The 19,468-nt window shown below is 62.2% G+C and carries 6 protein-coding genes; 5 read left to right on the top strand and 1 reads right to left on the bottom strand.

The annotated features are described in order from the left end of the window. Positions 1–41: 41 nt before the first annotated feature. The 4 genes from gspE to M9827_RS10515 all read left to right on the top strand — a co-directional run bounded on the left by gspE (position 42) and on the right by M9827_RS10515 (position 16,960). Positions 42–1,448 (top strand): type II secretion system ATPase GspE, encoded by a 1,407-nt coding sequence (gene gspE / locus M9827_RS10530; RefSeq protein WP_250605384.1) that lies wholly within the window; start codon positions 42–44, stop codon positions 1,446–1,448. Continuing rightward, positions 1,448–2,659, top strand: a complete 1,212-nt coding sequence (gene gspF, locus M9827_RS10525) for a type II secretion system inner membrane protein GspF (protein ID WP_038364747.1) — start codon at positions 1,448–1,450, stop codon at positions 2,657–2,659. The genes gspE and gspF overlap by 1 nt, the downstream gene beginning before the upstream one ends. Before the next feature lie 498 nt (positions 2,660–3,157). Continuing rightward, the gene (locus tag M9827_RS10520; RefSeq protein WP_250605383.1) at positions 3,158–4,270 is read left to right on the top strand and encodes a substrate-binding domain-containing protein; all 1,113 of its coding nucleotides are present in this window, start codon (positions 3,158–3,160) and stop codon (positions 4,268–4,270) included. 192 nt (positions 4,271–4,462) lie between these two features. Next, entirely contained in the window at positions 4,463–16,960 is a 12,498-nt protein-coding gene (locus M9827_RS10515) for a filamentous hemagglutinin family protein (RefSeq protein ID WP_250605382.1), read from the top strand. Positions 16,961–17,085: 125 nt separating this feature from the next. Here M9827_RS10515 and M9827_RS10510 read toward each other — a convergent pair whose 3' ends face one another. Beyond that, positions 17,086–18,033, bottom strand: a complete 948-nt coding sequence (locus tag M9827_RS10510; protein ID WP_250605381.1) for a SphA family protein — start codon at positions 18,031–18,033, stop codon at positions 17,086–17,088. 210 nt (positions 18,034–18,243) lie between these two features. On the opposite strand from M9827_RS10510, the gene M9827_RS10505 reads away from it, so the two are divergent. Next, positions 18,244–19,329, top strand: coding sequence for an AraC family transcriptional regulator (locus tag M9827_RS10505; RefSeq protein ID WP_250605380.1), 1,086 nt, complete (start codon positions 18,244–18,246; stop codon positions 19,327–19,329). The last annotated feature ends 139 nt before the right edge of the window (positions 19,330–19,468 follow it).

The raw sequence follows: 19,468 nt of genomic DNA, 5'->3' as shown, positions 1-19,468 counted from the left end.
CAGCCTTCGGCAGCTCCTACAGGGATTGGGGAGGGCATGAGATGAGTTCGCTCCCCTACGCGTGGGCCAAGGCGCAGCGCATTCTTTTGTGCGATGGCGTGCTAACGGTGTGCCCGTCGACGCCCGGCTGGTCGATCAGCGAGGCGCGGCGGCAGTTCGGCGCGACGACGATTCAGCGCGTGCGCGATGACGAACTCGACGGCTTGCTCGCCGCTGCCTATGCCGACACCGGCAGCGCGGCGGCGGTGGTCGGGGCGGCGGAAAACGAAGTCGACCTTGATCGCCTGATGCAGGACATGCCGGAAATCACCGACCTGCTCGACACCCAGGACGGCGCGCCGGTAATCCGCATGATCAACGCGCTGCTGACCCAGGCTGCGCGCGACGAGGCCAGCGACATTCACATCGAACCGTTCGAAACCCATTCGGTGGTGCGCTACCGCGTCGACGGCACGCTGCGCGACGTGGTCTCGCCGCGCAAGGCGCTGCACGGTGCGCTGGTATCGCGGATCAAGATCATGGCTCAGCTCGACATCGCCGAAAAACGCTTGCCGCAGGACGGTCGTATCGCGTTGCGCGTGGCCGGGCGGCCGATCGACATTCGTGTTTCAACGGTGCCGACCGGGCATGGTGAACGGGTGGTGATGCGTCTGCTCGACAAACAGGCCGGGCGTCTGCATCTGGAAACCCTCGGCATGGACGCGCAGGTGTTGGCCAAACTCGATCAGCTGATCCGCCAGCCCCACGGCATCGTGCTGGTCACCGGGCCTACCGGCAGCGGCAAAACCACCAGCCTCTACGCCGCACTGGCTCGGCTCGATGCCAGCACAAGCAACATTCTCACCGTGGAAGACCCGGTGGAATACGATCTGCCGGGGATCAGCCAGATTCAGGTGAATGCCAAAATCGACATGACCTTCGCTTTGGCGCTCAGGGCGATCCTACGGCAAGACCCGGACATCATCATGATCGGCGAGATCCGCGATCTCGAAACCGCACAAATCGCCGTGCAGGCATCGCTGACCGGTCACCTGGTGCTGGCGACGCTGCACACCAACGACGCGGTGTCGGCGGTCAATCGCTTGATCGACATGGGCGTCGAACCCTTTCTGCTGGCCTCGTCGATGCTCGGTGTGCTCGCGCAACGCTTGGTGCGACGCCTGTGCAATCAGTGCAAACAGGAAGATCCGGCGGCGCCGGGGACGTGGCGCCCGGTCGGATGCCCAGCGTGTAATCAAACCGGCTACAGCGGCCGTACCGGCATCCACGAATTGTTCTGCATCGATGACGACATCCGCACCCTGATCCACCAAGGGGCAGGGGAGCAGGCCTTGCGCGCATCCGCCGCGAAAGCCGGCATGTTCAGCCTGCGTGAGGACGGTGAGCGCTGGATCCGCAGCGGCGCCACCGCCCCTGAAGAAATCCTCCGTGTGACACGGGACGCCTGATGAATCGCTATCGTTTTGAAGCTGCCGATGCGACCGGCAAGATCGAATCCGGGCACCTTGAGGCGGACAGCCAGGCTGCCGCGTTCACAACTTTACGCGGGCGCGGTTTGACCGCGTTGTCGGTGCACAAGGAAAGCAACGTCGCCCAGCACGGCGGCGGTGGATTGTTCAGCGCCAAACTCTCGGACAACGATCTGGCCTGGGCCACGCGGCAATTGGCGAGTCTGCTCGGTGCCAGTCTGCCGTTGGAAGCCGCGCTGAGCGCCACGGTGGAGCAAGCCGAAAAAAAGCACATCGCCCACACCCTCAGCGCCGTGCGCGCCGATGTGCGCAGTGGCATGCGTCTGGCCGAATCGCTGGCGGCGCGGCCACGGGATTTTCCGGAGATTTACCGGGCGCTGATTGCCGCCGGGGAGGAGTCCGGTGATCTGGCCCAGGTCATGGAGCGGTTGGCCGACTACATCGAGGAGCGCAACAACCTGCGCGGCAAGATTCTCACCGCGTTCATCTATCCGGGTGTGGTTGGACTGGTGTCGATCGGTATCGTGATTTTCTTGCTCAGTTATGTGGTGCCGCAGGTGGTCAGTGCGTTTTCCCAGGCGCGGCAGGACTTGCCGGGGCTGACCCTGGCGATGCTCAACGCGAGTGATTTCATCCGCAGTTGGGGCTGGCTGTGTGCAGGGATCATGGCCGCAAGCTTCTGGAGTTGGCGCTTGTATCTGCGCAATCCGGCTGCGCGTTTGAGTTGGCATCACCGGGTGCTGAAGTTGCCGTTGTTCGGGCGTTTCATCCTCGGTCTGAACACCGCACGGTTTGCCTCGACGCTGGCGATTCTCGGTGGCGCCGGGGTGCCGTTGTTGCGTGCATTGGAAGCGGCGCGGCAGACCTTGTCCAACGACCGCTTGAGTTTGAGCGTCACTGAGGCCACGGCCAAGGTGCGCGAAGGCGTCAACCTCGCTGCTGCGTTGCGCGTAGAAAACGTCTTCCCACCGGTGTTGATCCACCTGATCGCCAGCGGTGAAAAAACCGGGTCGTTGCCTCCGATGCTTGAGCGCGCGGCGCAGACGTTGTCGCGGGATATCGAACGGCGGGCGATGGGCATGACTGCGTTGCTGGAGCCGCTGATGATTGTGGTGATGGGCGGGGTGGTGCTGGTCATTGTGATGGCGGTGTTGTTGCCGATCATTGAGATCAACCAACTGGTGCAGTAGTGGCGTCTCTGAAATATTGATGGTGACTGGGCCGGCCTCATCGCTGGCAAGCCAGCTCCCACAGGGAACAGTGTTGTTAATACGATTTACGACACAACACAAAAACCTGTGGGAGCTGGCTTGCCAGCGATGAGGCCAGTCAGGCCAATAGATAATTCAAAGTTTTTGCAAAAGATTCTCCATCACCCGAGCCATGTTTCCCCGATCCTCGGGTTCTCCTTTCTGTCATCTGCAACCACCCGCCAACGCCTCCAGCCCGATTCAGCCAAACCCCTGATCCAGACGCTGCGCAGCATCCGACAAACACCCGAGAAAATCCCTTCAGAAACACCGCGCAGCTCCCGAGGTTTTTTCCTTTATCTGTCACCGGAAGCTGCGAATTTCTCAGTGCGACTTAACCAAGGCCAACGCTAGCGAGGGCCCCGGTGAGTCCTCCCAGTGTCATGCAAGTCACCCGAAAACCTGTGTTCCCAAACCTAGTTGAAAAGGAGATTCTTCATGTTCAAGCGCACTCTGATCGCAGCTTCCCTGACCGTCGCCGCTCTGGCTTCCGCTCAAGCCATGGCCGTTACCGGTGGTGGTGCAACTCTGCCTGCCGCTCTGTACAAAGGTTCTGCCGACAGCATCCTGCCAGCCAACTTCTCCTACGCCGCCATCGGTAGCGGCGGTGGCAAAACTGCCTTCCTGACCAACAACCCGGCCGGCTTCAGCACCACCGGCACTGTGCACTTCGCCGGTAGCGACTCGATCCTCAGCGCTTCGGAAATCAGCACCTACAACACCAACTTCGGCGCTTCGTTTGGCCCGCTGATCCAACTGCCTTCGGTGGCCACTTCGGTTGCCATCCCTTACAAAAAAGCCGGTCAGACTGCTCTGAACCTGACCAGCGCTCAGTTGTGCGATGCGTTCTCCGGTGCCAAAACCACTTGGGGCCAGTTGCTCGGCACGACCGACACCACGCCGATCCGCGTTGTTTATCGCAACGTTTCCAGCGGCACTTCGGAAATCCTCAGCCGTCACTTGAACTCGGTCTGCCCGACTCAGTTCGCCACCAGCTCCACCTTCACCAACGCTCGTCTGCCTGCCGGTTCGGCGCTGCCGTCGAACTGGGTCGGCGTCGCCAACACTTCCGATGTCGCCACTACCGTGAACGCGGTTGACGGTTCGATCGGTTATGTCGGTCCGGACGGCGTTGACGCTACCAGCAATGCTGTCGTTGCTCGCGTCAACGGTGTTCAGCCTACTTCGCTGAACGTCACTCTGGCCCTGTCGTCGGTGTCGGCTCCTTCGACTCCAGCCCAGGCTGCCAACCCTGCCAACTGGTCGCCAGTGGTGGCTAACCCGGCTTCCGGTTACAAACTGGCGGCCTACACCAACTTCATCTTCGGTCAGTGCTACAAGGATGCAGCCGTGGCCGCCGACGTCAAAGCTTTCCTGACCAAGCACTACAGCAACCCGGGCAACAACACCGCGACTCAGGCTCACAAATTCGTCGCGGTGCCTAACGCCTGGAAAACCGCTGTCACCGCCAACTTCATCACCAACTCTTCGGGCAACAACCTGGACATCAACAACGCCAGCGTCTGCAACGCTATCGGTCGTCCTTTGTAAGTCAGTCGTTCAAGTCAGCGTTACGGATGGCAGCCCTTCGGGGCTGCCATTTTTTTTGCGCCAATTACTCCCCGAACATGAAGTTTGTGTGACATCCGTTCGGTCGCGCCCCTCGCCAACTGCCTATGTCGTAACAGCAGGTTTTTGTATGCCTGCGGCCATGTGTGGCAATCAAAAAAGGATCTCGTAGTGATGCTCGCTCGCCCGTTCCGTCGTCGTACCCACGTTCCGTTCTCCAAGCGTGCAGCCATGGAGCCGACGCTGTGGCTGCTCAAGCCGTTGGCGCAAGCGGTGGCGTTGTGTCTGGTGGCGGGCAGTGCGCACGCGCAGACGGCGTTCAGTTCGAGCTGGTTTGCCGCCAAGGGCGCTGCGCAGCAAGCGGCGGCGGCAAGGCCGAGCGTGGGCGGATTACCGGGGATGACGCCGCCACTGGCCCAGCAGCAGAAGGCCAATCAACAGTTGCAGCGTTCAATCCAGACCTTGAACAACACCGTCGCGGCGATTGCCGCGCAACAAGCGGCGCAGGCGGCCGGACGTGCAGCGGCGCTGGGCACGGTGCAGTTTGTGCCGGATGGTCTGGGCGAGGGCGGCTTGAAAGTCGATAACAGCCTGGCCCAGGGCTGGCAGAACGCCAAAGGCCCGCAACAGACCCAGGCCGACGGCAAGACCACGGTGAAGATCGAGCAGACCGCCGACAAGGCGATCCTCAACTGGGAAACCTTCAACGTCGGGCGCAACACCACGGTTGAATTCGCCCAGCAGTCGAACTGGGCGGTGCTCAACCGGGTCAATGACCCGAGCGCGCGGGCCAGCCAGATTCAGGGCCAGATCAAGGGCGACGGCACGGTGATGCTGATCAACCGCAACGGCATCGTCTTCAGCGGCAGCAGTCAGGTCAACGTGCGCAACCTGGTGGCAGCGGCGGCCAACATCACCGACATCCAGTTCCGCGATCGTGGCCTGTATTTCGACAGCACCGGCACGCAGCCGACGTTCACCGATGCCGCCGGCAAGGTATTGGTGGAACGTGGTGCTGCCATCGCAACCCACCAGCCGGCGTCGTCTACCGATGCCGGCGGCTATGCGTTGCTGCTCGGCAACGAAGTGCAGAACGACGGCAGCATCAGCACCGCTAAAGGCCAGACCGTGCTGGCCGCCGGTGACCGTTTCTACATCCGCAAAGGTTCGGGCACCGAGGGTAATGCACTGTCCACCACCTTCGGTAACGAAGTCATTCCCGGCTTCAAGGCCGGCGCGGTGACGGGTAAAGTCACCAACAACGGCTTGATCCAGTCCGCCACCGGCGACATCACCCTGACCGGCCATGAGGTGCTGCAGAACGGTGTGTTGCTCGCCAGCACTTCCGTGGCTACGCGCGGCACGATTCACCTGACCAACCCCAGCACCGACAGCACTGGCAGCGTCACGCTTGGGCAGGGCAGCGCCACGGCCATCATGCTCGACAGCAGTGATCTCAGCGCCCTCGACAGCCAGCGCGACGCGAGCCTGACCAATGTCAGCGCGAACAACCGGATCCGTGGCGACCAGTCACGCATCGAGCTGCAGAGCGGCGGCACCGTCGAGTTCCAGAGCGGCTCGATCACCCTGGCCACTGGCGGCCAGGTCGCGGTCAGTGCACAACGCCGCAGCCTGGTGCGTGACGGCGCGATGATCGACGTTTCCGGTGCCCTCGGCGTCAAAGTGGTGATGGAAAACAACAGCATCAAGATCAACGTGCAAGGTAACGAGCAGCGCGATGCCTCGGTCAACCGCGAGAAAGGCTCGCTCAACAGCAATGACATCTGGGTCGATGTGCGCGAGCTGGTTTACGTGCCGGCAGGCACCAACGGTTATGCCACCGATCGCTGGTACACGGCGGGCGGCTTGCTCGAAGTCGGCGGTTACCTCGGCACGCAGGCCCACAGCGTTGGCGAGTGGATGGCCCAGGGCGGCACGGTGAGTTTTGCCGGCAACGACGTGGTCACGGAAAAAGGTTCGTTGATCAATCTGTCCGGCGGCACGCTGGATGTGCAGAGCGGCGAGATCCGCCAGAGCTGGCTGCGCGGCGCCGACGGCAAGTTGTATGAAGTGTCCCGTGCGCCGGGGGATCTGCTCTACACCGGGCTGTACAAAGGCTATGAGGACAACAGCGAACGCTGGGGCCAGACGAGCTATTTCTACAATCCGCTGATCGCGCCGCGTTCACGCTTCGAGTCGGGTTACACCGTCGGCCGCGACGCCGGGCAACTGGTGATCGCCACGGCCAATGCGGTACTCGACGGGCAAATGATCGGCGAGGTGTATCAGGGCGAACGGCAGAATCAGGCAGCGAAACCGGTGCTTGATGGCTATGAACAGAGTCAGACCGCACTGGCGCGCCGCGCGCAGTTGATCGTCGGCAGTTATGACCCGACCTATGTCGCCGCCGCGAGTGGCTTGTTGTACTCGCTCAATCCGACGCTCGACCAAGTGCAGATTGGCGGCGTGCGGCCAGTCGCTGGCAGTGATCTGGACCTGAGCGGTGCGGTGTCCGATGCGCGCAAGGGCACGTTGTATCTCGATAACGATCAACTCAATGGCTTCCGGCTCGGTGCGCTCAAGGTCGCGGCCAGAGATCAGGTTGTTGTTGACGGTGCGCTGACGGTCGATAGCGGTGGCGACATCACCTTGTATTCCCCGGACGTGAAGATCGGTGCCGACCTGAGCGCGCGCGGCGGTAGCCTGCGCCTGGGCAACGTGCTCAATCAGTTCCTCAGCAGCGACACTGCCGACACTCGGCTCACGGCGAAGGTCGATAAGGCGACGCAGGTAAAAGTGGCCGACGGTGTGCGACTCGATACCCGTGGCGTGTGGAGCAACCTGCGCACCAACCCGGACGATGGCGCCAGCCTCGCGTATTTGAATGGCGGTCTGCTGTCGATCCGCAGCAGTGGCGATATCGACATTGGCGCGGGCAGCCTGCTCGATGTTTCTTCCGGCGGCGCTGTACTGGCCAACGGCAAGACCCGTGGCGGCAAGGGCGGTGACTTGACGCTGGAATCCAGTGCGATTTCGGCGCCCGGTAAAACCCACCTGAACCTTGCGGGCGATGTGCGTGGCTACGGTGTCACGGGCGGCGGCACGCTGACGGTGCAGGCCAACAAAATACTCGTCGGTCAGACCGACAAGGTGCTGGCAGACAACACCCTGCAACTGTCTGGCGATCTGTTCAACAAGGGCTTTTCCGCTTACAACCTCATCGGCTTGAGCGGTCTGGACGTTGCCGAAGGTGCGGCGATTGATGTGAACATGCCGGTGTACCGTTTCGCTGATGCCGCGCCGAATCAGGTCAGTGGTGTCGACCCGCAAACGGCGTTGGAGTTGTGGACGCCGTCGCTGTTCCAGGAAAACCCGAGCAAGGGCTTGCTGACCCAGCGCGCTGGCGCCAGCCTGACGTTGCAGGGCGGGGCCAGTCTGATCGGTTTGATCGATGCCGCTAACAGCACGTTGACGCTGGGTCGCGGTTCGCGCATCAGCGTCGATCCGGGGCAGAGCATCAAACTGCGTGGTGCCGGGCAGATCACCGTTGCAGGTGAACTCAATGCCTGGGGCGGCACGATTGATATTCGTCAGCAGCAGTTCGGTACGAACAAGCCGGCGACCGCCATTATCGTGGCCGATCCGAACGCCCATGACCGGTCGATCTGGATCGGTGAGCAGGCTGTCCTCGATGTCGCCGGGCGCGCCAACACGGCGATCGATGCGCTGGGCCGCACTTACGGTCAGGTTGGCAAGGGTGGCAGCATCATCATCGGCGGCGAAATCGATTCGAAACTGGCCACTGCGACGGCCGCCGATGCCTACGTGATCGTGCGTCAGGGCGCCCGGCTGGACGCCTCTGGCGCCGAAGCCATGCTCGATATCGCCGGCCAGGGCCTGACCCGCGTTGCGACGGATGGCGGGCGCATCAGCCTGAGTGCTTACAACGGTCTGTTCCTTGATGGCAACTTGCGTGCAGCGGCGGGCGGTGTCGGCGCAGCTGGCGGTCGTCTGGACATCGCCCTGGAAACGCCGCTGTATGCTGACTCGGCAAGCAATGCAGTACGCGCACCGAGAGAGATGATCATTGGCCAGGGGGCGGGCGACCAGCCGCTCGCGCAGGATTTGCGGCCGGGCGAGGGCGCCGATGGCCTGCGTTTCGGTCAGACGCGCTTGAGTGCAGACAGCTTGATGGCGGGCGGCTTCGATAACCTCAGCCTGTTGAGCAACGGTTTGCTGTCCTTTGACGGCGACGTCAATCTGCACATGAACCAGAGCCTGACGATGTACGCCGGGGCGTTGTCTCTGGCGCAAACCTCCGAGAGCACGAGTCGCGTCGATTTGAGCGCGCCGTACCTGCGCTTGTCCGGCGTGGGCACTTACCACGCTGGTTTCGGCCTGATACGGCCGCGAATGACCCTTAATCCGACGACTGAACTGTCAGACGCGACCTTCAATGCATCGGCGAACCTGCTGGACGTGGGCAATGGCCTGTCGTTCGGTACGCAGGGTTCGATCCTGCAACTCAATGCGCCGGCGGTTGCGTATAGCCGACGGGCATTTGGTCTGGTGAACCTCGATAGCAGCGGCGATCTGCGTTTCCTCGCGCCCAATGATGGCGCCGAGAAAACCCGGCTGTGGACGCCGGGTGACTTGAACCTGGGCGCTGCACAAATCTATCCCGCCAGTGATGTCCAGGCTGAAGTGCGCGTTGGCTATCAGGGCGCCGTTGCGGTATCCGACCATACGCTGCGGATCAGCGGCCACGGCGCGGCGCCCGCTGCGGTGCCGTACTCGGTCTTTGGCAATCTGGGTTTTTCCGCTGCGTACATCGAGCAGGGCGGTGTGTTGCGAGCCCCGCTGGGCAAGATTGTTCTGGGCGACGATTTGCTGACCACCAGTCATGAGGTGCGACTGCTGTCAGGCAGCACCACGTCGGTCAGTGGCGCCGGGCTGGTCATGCCATACGGTGGCACCACGGACGGCATCGACTATCTCTACAACGGTAAATCGGTGGTGTTGAACGGCATCACGGGCGAAAAAAACGGTGTGGCAATCGGTGGGCAATACATCGAGGTGCAGGACGGTGCGCTGATCGATCTGTCCGGCGGTGGCGATCTTCGCGGCGCCGGGTTCATCTCCGGGCGCGGCGGCTCTACCGATGCGCGCTTCAACCCGCTGGTGCGCAATGCCACTGATGGCTCCTTCAGTCTGCCGGGGCTGGCGAGCAACCCGGTCTACGCCATCGTCCCGGGCAATCAGGGCAGCTACGCGCCGATGCTGGCCGAAGCCGGCGCGGTCGATCCGCGCATCGGCCAGCAAGTCACAATCGGTGCCGGCGTGCCGGGGCTGGCGGCGGGTACTTACACGCTGCTGCCGTCGACCTTTGCCTTGTTGCCGGGAGCGTTCCGGGTCGAGGTCAACGGCCAGGGGACGCCGGGCGCGACGACGGCAGCGTTGCAGCTGCGCAATGGTTCGTGGACCAGCAGCGGGCAGATGTCGATTGCCAACACCGGTCTGCGCGACAGCCTGGCCAGTCAGGTGATCCTGACGTCGGCGGACGTGTTGCGCCGTTACTCGCAGTACAACGAAACGACCTTCACCCAGTTCATCCGCAGCGATGCCGCCCGGCGCGGCGTGCCCCGTGCGTTGGCGCCAATGGACGGCAAGGTTCTCGATCTGCGCCTGAGCACGGGTGGCAAGCAAGACACCGCGTTGCAGTTCGCCGGGCGAGCGCTGTTTGATGCCGCCGAAGGCGGCCTGGTCGGCACGGCGGCGGTACGCGGTGGTTATGCCGGCGCTGAGTTCGAAGTGCTCGGTACGGGGCATGCGCCGACGCAGGGTTTCAGTGGCGTATCGGTGTACGCCGACACGCTGAATAACCTCAATGCCGGACGCCTGACGCTCGGCGCGCTGCCGGAGGTGATTTACAGCACGACCGGCAACATCATCAAGTTCGTGGGAACCTCCGACAACATCACGCTGCGCGAAGGGGCCATCCTGTCAGCGCCGGAAGTCGTGTTGCGCACCACCTCGACCACCGGTGGCATCACGCTTGAAGCGGGTGCCGGGATCAACACCCTGGGGCGTGGCAATATGGCCTCCGATTCAACGTCCGGCTACCTCTACCAGCCGGAAGCCTCAAGCCTGTTGGTGGTGTCCAACGGCTGGACCAATGTGCTGGCGCCGGCAGCGGCCAGTGGCATCAGCGGCGCTGGCAGCATCCGGATTGGTGTATGTGTCACGTCAGCCTGCAACGATCCGGCGCTGCTGTATTCGAGCGGTAGCATCACGGCGGCGACGGACAATCAGTTCGAACTGGGTGAAGCGGTGCGTTTCGGCACACGCCATCTGGCGCTGGCGGTGGGTTCGGTCAACGCTGGCAGCGCCGCCGCGCTGGCGCAGGCCGGCAGTCGTGTACCGGCTGGTTTGAGCCTTAACCAGAACGTGCTCGACCGATTGCTGCGCGGCGACACCCAATATGGCGCCCCAGCGCTGGAAACCCTGAGCCTGACCACCCGCGACGCCTTCAATTTTTACGGCAGCGTGAGCCTCGACACCCTCGATCCGCAGACCGGCCGAAGCAGGCTGCAGAATCTGGTGCTCGTCACCCCGGCCATTTATGGCTTGGGCGATGCCAACGATGTGGCGAGCATCCGCACCGCCAACCTGATCTGGAACGGCGCCACACAAAGCCCCGCCAGCGTGATCACCGGTGGCGCCGGCACGGGCAGCGGTACGCTGGACATCCAGGCACAGCGCATCGAACTGGGTTACGGCCCGATGCCGCAAGCGAGCGGGCTGGATCAGAACAATCGTCTGGCGCTGGGTTTTGCCAATGTCGATCTCACCGCCAGCGAGCGCATCACCGCCAACCACAAAGGCAGCCTGGCGGTGTATCAGGAACAGGGCGCGTACGACCCGCTCAAGGGCTACAGCTACAGCGGCGGTAACCTGAATCTGCGTACGCCGTTGCTCACCGGTGAAGCGGCGTCGGTGAATGTGCTCAAGGCCGGCAATAACCTGACGCTCAGCGGTGGTGGCGCTTCCGGGGTCGCGGAGGCGTTGGGTGCAGAACTCAATCTTGAGGCGCGCAACATCGTGCTCGACAGCCGTATCGCCTTGGCCAGCGGCAAACTGACGGTGAAGTCCGAAGGCGATTTGACCCTGGGCAGTGCGGCCGTGCTGGACATGGCCGGGCGCACGCTGCCGTTCAACGATGTAAACAAATACAGCTGGGGCGGCGATGTGTCGCTGTACAGCGCCAACGGCAATATCCGTCAAGCGGCGGGCTCGCGGATTGATCTGTCGGCGAAGAACAATCAGGCCGGTAACCTCAGCGCCATTGCGTTGGCCGAGGCGGCCGGGACAGTCGATTTGCAGGGTGAAATCCTTGGCGGCAGCAGCGGTTATTACGATGCCGGCGGCACGCTGGTGCCGTACAAGGCCGGCGGCGTGGACATCCGTGCTCAGCGCCTGGGCGGTGATGCCTCGGAACAATTTGCCGCGCTCAATCAGCGCCTGAACGCCGGGCAAGTGTTCGGCAGCCGCAGCTTGCAGCTCAAGCAAGGCAATCTTGTGATCGGCGATGGCCTCAAGGCCAGTGACATCAATGTCTCGGTGGACAGCGGCAGCCTGACAGTGACCGGTTTGGTCGACGCCAGTGGCGAGCGCGTCGGCAACATTCGTCTTTCGGCGAAAAACGGTCTGGCGCTGGCTGGCAACAGCCTGCTCGACGCTCATGGTCGAGTCCTGCGCGTCGACAGCTACGGCAAGATCATCGACGCGCCGAACCGCGCCACGGTGGAACTCAATTCCGGTGAGGGTGTACTCACGCTGGCGTCCGGCGCGCGGATCGACCTGCGTCACGGCACCGATTCGCTGCCCGGTTTCCTTGCAGGACAAAACGATGGAATGCTGCGCGGCACGCTTGAACTCAACGCGCCGCGTCTGGGCAGCAATGACATCGCCATCGACGCCAGCGGTGCGTTGACCATTCAGGGTGCTCGTTCCATTGGCCTCAACGGTACACGCCGCTACACCGATGCCCGCGATGGCGTCGATCAGGCGGTCAGTGGCCGACCGTATCAAGTCATCGATCAAGCCATGCTCGAGCGCATTCACGCTGACAGCAACATCTTTATCAACGCCGCGCTGGGCAACAGCGATCTGCTGCAACGCAAACTTGCCGGGCTGAACAACGCCACTTACGCCGACGCTTTCCATCTGCGCCCAGGGGTGGAAATCGCCAGCAAGACGGCTGATGGCGACCTGGTGGTGGAGGGCGATCTGGACTTGTCCGGTTACCGTTACGCCAGCCTGAATCCACACACGCGCCTGAATCCGTCGATCTACGGGTCAGGGGAGGCTGGCAGTCTGGTGATCCGCGCCGGCGGCAACCTCGACATTTACGGCAGTATCAACGACGGCTTCGCGCCGCCGCCAGAAACCCAGGATGACGCTGGCTGGAAACTGATCGCCGGTGTGCAGCCGTTCGGTGGCGACCTGATCGTGCCGGGCACCGGTGTGTCGCTGGCCGAAGGTACGCAGTTCCCGATAGGCGCCACACTCAATTACGACGTGACCCTCCAGGGGGCGGTATTGGCCAGCGGCACGTTGTTGCCGACTCAGGCGGTGCTGGGGGAGGCGTACACCTTCAGTGCGGGCACCGTGCTGTCGGGGGCGATTCACGACCAGAACGGTAGCCTGTTGTACGCCGCCGGCACGCTGCTCAGCGACAGTGTGACGCTGCCTGCCGAAACACGTCTGGGTGCCGGTATTCGCTTGAACAAGGCCACCGCCCTGCAAGCGATGAACTGGCCCAAGGGCGTGCCGTTGCCAAGCGTTTACGATGCAGATCTGACGACCTTCTCCGGCGTGAAGTTAAAGGGCGAGCTGGCCTTGCTGCGCGGTTCGCTGATTCCGTCGATGACCGATGTGAAGCTCGCCGAAGGCACGACGGTGATTGAACTGCGTCCGCTCAACGGCACGCAGCAAGGTAAAAACTGGGCTGTGGCGAGCATGCTGCCGTCGGGTAGTGCGTCGTGGTCGATGCGCGCGGTCGCCGGGGCCGATCTTCTGGCGGCCGACAGCCGTGCCGTGAAACCGGTGACAGCGGATGGCAACTTGCGACTGGCTGACGCTCATTACGGTGTGACGATCACACAGAGCGCCGGTCAACTTGTTTGGGCTGCGGATAATCCCTATGACCTTCCGGCGTATTACCCGGTGCCCGATGACCAACTGGGGGTATGTGACCAGGTTCCGGGACTCTGTGTACCGATGGCACGCTGGGTCTGGGCACCGGGGAACGGTCAGGGACCTGACTACGAACCGGTCACCGAGGAGTATCAAGTCCTTTGCGAGCTCTATCCGGAGCTCTGTATCGCCAATAATCCCGGCACCACCGCCAAAGCCCATACGCAGATGTTCAGCGTCCTGCGCACCGGTACTGGCGACCTCGATCTGATGGCTGCCGGCAACCTGAGCATGGACTCGCCTTTCGGCGTCTACACCGCCGGTACACAGTCATCGAATGTCGACCCGTTGTACAACCAGAAACGCGGGCATCTCTCGGACAATAATTCGGTATTGGGCAGCGCCGGTGCTGATTATGAAAAGTGGGTCAGTGGTGGCGCCGACAGTCTTTATCAGGCCTGGTATCCGCAGATGGGGGGGAACCTGACAATCAGTGCCGGTGGCTCGGTCTCCGGTGATTCGGTCGGGACGAAAGCCCAATCGACAGCGGGCGGGTTCCGCGAGCAGATGGCCAGTGTGGCAGTGGGCAACTGGCTGTGGCGCCAAGGCACGGGAAATCCGGATGTGCCCACGGCCTGGTGGATCAACTTCGGCAGTTATGCGACGCAGTTGATGACACCTGACGGTAATACCGAACCGTACCTGATGGGCTTCACCGGATTCGGCACCCTGGGCGGCGGTAACATCAGTCTGCGTGCCGGTGGCGACGCCGGCATGCTCAGACCGTTGGGCGATGCTGGCAATTATCCGCGCAGCCAAGGGCTAATCGTTGCCGTGGGCAGCACCGGTCGGGTCGCCAGCGATGGCAGTGTGCAGATGACTGGCGGCGGCGATATGGACATTCGCATCGGCGGCGCCCTCAACCCATCGCTGCAAGCGCGGGCCGCAGACAACGGGACCGGACAGCCCAGACATGACCTGCAAGGCGCACTGATCAATTTGCGTGGTGCGGCGCAATTGACGGGAGGAGCACTGGGTGGCATCAACCTGCAATACGGTGCCTTTTCCCGGTTGCATGATGTCCGCGAAACCCGACCGCTGGATCCGTTCACCTCGACGACCAGCAACGCCTCCGGTGGTCTGGTGCTGATTCCCGGCGACTCGGGCATGAGTCTCAGCACCCGTGGTGACCTGGTGCTGGGCGGCGCGGGCGATCCCGGTCGCGTGGGCCTGTTCAATGCCACGCCCCTGCTTGATGACAACGGCAATATCCGTACTGGCGGCATCCTGAGCGGCTTCTCGCTATGGACCGATCACACCGCCATCGATCTCTTTTCCGCCGGGGGCAATCTCACTCCGAGCACTCAATTGGCCGAGGCCGATGCGAATCTTGTCCCTGTGAGCGGCGCCAATTCGTCGCCCACCGATGGACGTTTTGTGTACCCGTCGATACTTCGGGCTGTGGCTGCTCAGGGGTCGATTTATGCCGGGCCATCGGCGGCGTACAGCGAGCGCGACTTGTCGCGAACAACTGCTTATTCACTGTTATTGGCCCCTTCGACATCCGGACAACTCGAACTGTTGGCTGGCGACTCTATCTATGCCGGCGGCTACGCGATCAATCAGTCGGGTGCCAGCCCGCTCGCCATCGCCACGCCGTTCAGGCCGTCATTCCTCGCCTTTTCCAGCAATAACCCCAACACGCCACTCAATAGCAACTACGGCAGTGACGGCGTCAAACCGGACGGTAATTCGCGTTATCCGTTGTTCGCCTTTGGCCCCGACAGCTATTCCGGTTTGAATGATGTGCAGGGGCCGGCACGGTTCTATGCCTTGACCGGTGATCTGGTAGGGATACGCAGTGGCGAGACGTTGAGTTTCGCCACGTCCAAACGTACCTGGTACGAAGCCGCCGGCCCTGTCTGGATGATTGCCGGCCGCGACATCGTGGCATCCGGGACCAACCTGGGCCGACCGACAGCCGTGCAGCCCGACGAAATGGGCGTCGGTCGGGACATCATCACCTCGACCGGCAACCTGTTCGTTCACAACGACCCGCGAGATCTATCACGGGTGTCGGCCGGCCGCGACATTCTCTACAGCAGCTTCGATATCGCCGGCCCTGGCACTCTGGACATCAATGCCGGGCGCAACATCCTGATGGAAGACCGCGCCGGTATCACCAGTCTGGGCTCGTTGGTCGCGGGGGATAACCGCCCGGGCGCCAGTCTGGTGCTGCAGGCGGGGGTGGGGGCACAAGGCGCGGATTATTCACGATTCGTCGCTCGCTATCTCAATCCGCAAAATCTGGCCAATCCGGATACCTCGTTGAGCGCGCAACCGGGCAAAGTGGTGAAGACTTACCTCGACGAGTTGCAGAGCTGGCTAACCCTCGGCTACGGCTTCAGCGGCAACGCGGAACAGGCGCAAGCGTTTTACGCCGCATTGCCGAGTGCCGAGCAGGCGATCTTCGCGCGGCAGGTGTACTTCGCCGAACTGCGTGCCGGCGGCCTGGAATACAACGATGTCGACGGTCCGCGCCAAGGCAGTTATCTGCGTGGTCGCAACGCCATCGCTGCGTTGTTCCCGACCACTGATGTGGCCGGTAATCCGATCCGTTACGACGGCGACATCACGCTGTACGGTGGGGCAGGGGTCAAGACCTTGTTCGGCGGCGACATCCAGATGCTTACGCCGGGCGGCGGTCAGGTATTCGGCATCGAAGGCGCGGCGCCACCGTCGACAGCGGGGATCATCACTCAGGGTTCGGGCAACATTCAGCTCTATTCGCAGGGCAGTATCTTGCTCGGCCAGAGCCGGATCATGACTACGTTTGGCGGCTCGATTCTCGGCTGGTCGGCCGAGGGCGACATCAACGCCGGTCGTGGCTCGAAAACCACTGTGGTCTACACCCCGCCGAAACGGGTTTACGACAGCTGGGGCAACGTGACCCTGTCGCCATCGGTGCCGAGCACCGGCGCCGGTATCGCCACGCTCAACCCGATCGCCGAAGTGGCACCGGGCGACATCGACCTGATCGCGCCGCTGGGCACCATCGATGCCGGTGAGGCGGGGATTCGTGTGTCGGGCAACGTCAACATCGCCGCGCTGACGGTGGTCAACGCCGCGAACATTTCGGTGCAGGGCAAGGCGACGGGTGTGCCGGTGGTGTCGGCGGTGAATACCGGGGCGATTACTTCGGCCAGTTCGGCCGCATCGTCGGCCACGCAAGCGGCGGAGGATGTTGCACGTCAGCAGCAGGCGGCGGCGCGACAGAATCAGGCTTCGGTGTTCACCGTGCAGGTGTTGAGTTTCGGCAACGAACAGCTTGCGCCGTCCCGCGATGGCGCCAGCCGTGCACCGGCCCCGGGTTACAACCCGAACAGCCCGGTGCAGGTATTGGGCGCCGGGGCGCTGGATGAACAGGCGAAACAGCAGTTGACCGAGGAGGAGCGTGGGCAACTGACGTTGTAAAAGACTCTCGTGTAGTACGTTTGGGCGACCGGTTGGTCGCCCTTTTTTTTAGCAATCATTCACCAACGCGCTGAAACCCCTGTGGGAGCGAGCAGGCTCGCTCCCACATTGGATTGGGGTGGGTTTCAAAAAGCGTAAGGAATGCTGATTTTTGCCCAGAGCATTTCGCCTTCGGGCCGGTTCTCCACGTCAAATTCCCTGGCCCAGCGAATCTCCGCACTGGCGTACTTGAGGAAGGTGAAGTGCAGCGCCGGACCAATCGCGAAGACCTTGCCGCGCACGCCGTCATCGACGTCCTGTCCAGCGAACTGCACGGTGTGGCCAAACTGTTTGTCGTCGCTGGTTTGCTTGAGGAAGTAGCCGTTGACGCCGAGCATCAGGTCGTCGGTGATCTTGTAGCTGGCCGAGTAATCGAAGTGGAAGATCTGCCCGGACTTGTAGTCGGTGTCCTTGTTCTTCTCGTTGAAGCTGTAAGTGGTCTTCATCGAGACTTCGGTGCGTTCAGTCGGCAGCCAGGTGAAGGAGAAGAGTGGCTTGTAGGTGTAGAAATTGTTGCTGGTGTTGGCCAGTCGATCGACGCTGTATTCGCCGGTGGGCACGGTGATTTCCACGGCGGCGCCGAGGGTCAGGTTTTTGCCCATGTCCCACAGAATGATCGGCGCGAAGGTGGTATCGCCCATGCCTTCGCGGGTGTCGCTCAAGCCGAACACCGAAACTTCCTGCTTCAGCCACGGCTGGGCGATGTAACCGGCCAGACGCCCGCCGAATAGCCGCACCGGGCTTAGATAATCGATGCGCGGAATCACCGCGGTGGACTCGATTTCGACATTCGGCACCTTGCCGCCGAACGAGCTGATGTTGAGCTTTCGCGCCTTGTAATGGTTGTAGTAGAGGTTGAACGCGACCATGTTCTGCGGAAGGCTGTCGACTTCCAGCGGCAGCATGAAGAAGCCGTCGGTGCCGGTGCCGATGTTGTCGACGCCGGCTTCGGTGGCCAGGGCGGGCAATGTCAGCGCGCAACCGGTGATGAAAAGAGCGCGGGGCAAGAAGGATGTCGCGCGGTTCGGGCTCATAGCTGTCCTCATTATTATTGTGATCGGGACTGGCACCGGTCGCATGGGGCGCCGGTACGCTAGAAATAAGCGTTTGGCGTACGTTGGGGCAGGGTATTGGCGGACACCGAGGGGGGCATCTGCGGACAGCCCGTAAACCTTGTGCTAACTTCCATCGACACAACCGGTTACAAAAATAACAATCAAGCGTGATCCGGAATGTCAGCCCCCATGAACGTAAAAGTCCAAGACCCGACCTTCGAACTGGCGCTGGTCTCGCCGTTCCTCCTGCAAACCCTCGCCGAAGTTGTGCAGAACAAGGGCATCGATCCCCAGAGCCTGTGCCGTGGGCTGGGCTTCACCCTTGAAGATCTGCAGGATCCGGCGCAGCGGATTTCCTATCGCCAGGCCGTGGCGATGATTCAGCGCGCACTCAAAGTGCTGCCCAATCAGGGTTTGGGGCTGTGGGTCGGGGCGCAGAATGTACTTGGTACGCTGGGCCTGCTCGGGCATGTGTTATCGCTGTGCAAGACCTTGCGCGATGCCTTCGCCCTCGGCATTCGGCACCAGCACACCTCGGGCGGCATCGTCGTGTCCAGCGTCGATGTGGTCGGCGGGAAGGTGCATCTCGACGCCGAATGCCGCCTACCGTTTGCCGACGTGCAGGTGTTTGCGGTCGAAGAGTTTTTCGCCAGTTTGCTGGTGTATGGCCGCGCGCTGGTGGGGGCTGAGTTCAAGGCGATTGCCGTGGAATTTGTGCATGCCGCCCCGGATTACCTCAGTGAATACCAGCGCCTGCTGGGGCCGGATGTGTGCTTCGGCTGCCTGCACAATCGCATGTTGATCGATGCGCAGTGGCTGGACGTGAACCTGCCCAATCATCATTCGCTGGCACTGCGTCAGGCCGTTGCATTACTGGAGCTGGAAGCGGCGCAGGTGCATCAGAAACTTGATCTGATTCAGGCTGTGGAGCGGGCGATTGCCCGGGATCTGAGCAGCGGCAGTCACATTGAAAAGATTGCCGGGGATTTGAACATGAGCAGTCGCACCTTGCGTCGGCGTTTGACTGAGCATGCACTGACGTTCGAGGCGTTGCTGGAGCAGGTTCGCCAGGCGCGGACTATGAGTTTGCTGGCGAATCCCGATATGCCGATCGAGCGGATTACCGAGGAAGTGGGCTACAGCGATGTACGCAGTTTTCGCCGGGCGTTCAAGCGCTGGACGGGAATGAGCCCTAGCGCCTGGCGTCACGACGCCAACCCTCTCCCAGAGGGAGAGGGGGCCGACCGCGGTGTCTTTTGTCAAACATCGACCTGAAAGATTTTTGTCGATTATGGATTCACAGCTAAACGTTCAGGTCGGTGTCTTACCTCTATTATCCCCTCACCCCAGCCCTCTCCCGGAGGGATAGGGAGCCGACGGAGGTGTCTTGCGAGTTACATCGACGCGTCGATTA

This window comes from Pseudomonas sp. AKS31, assembly GCF_023634765.1.
GTDB lineage: Bacteria > Pseudomonadota > Gammaproteobacteria > Pseudomonadales > Pseudomonadaceae > Aquipseudomonas.
Note: the sequence above shows the minus strand (reverse complement) of the source record. Positions and strands in the feature narration are given on the sequence as shown.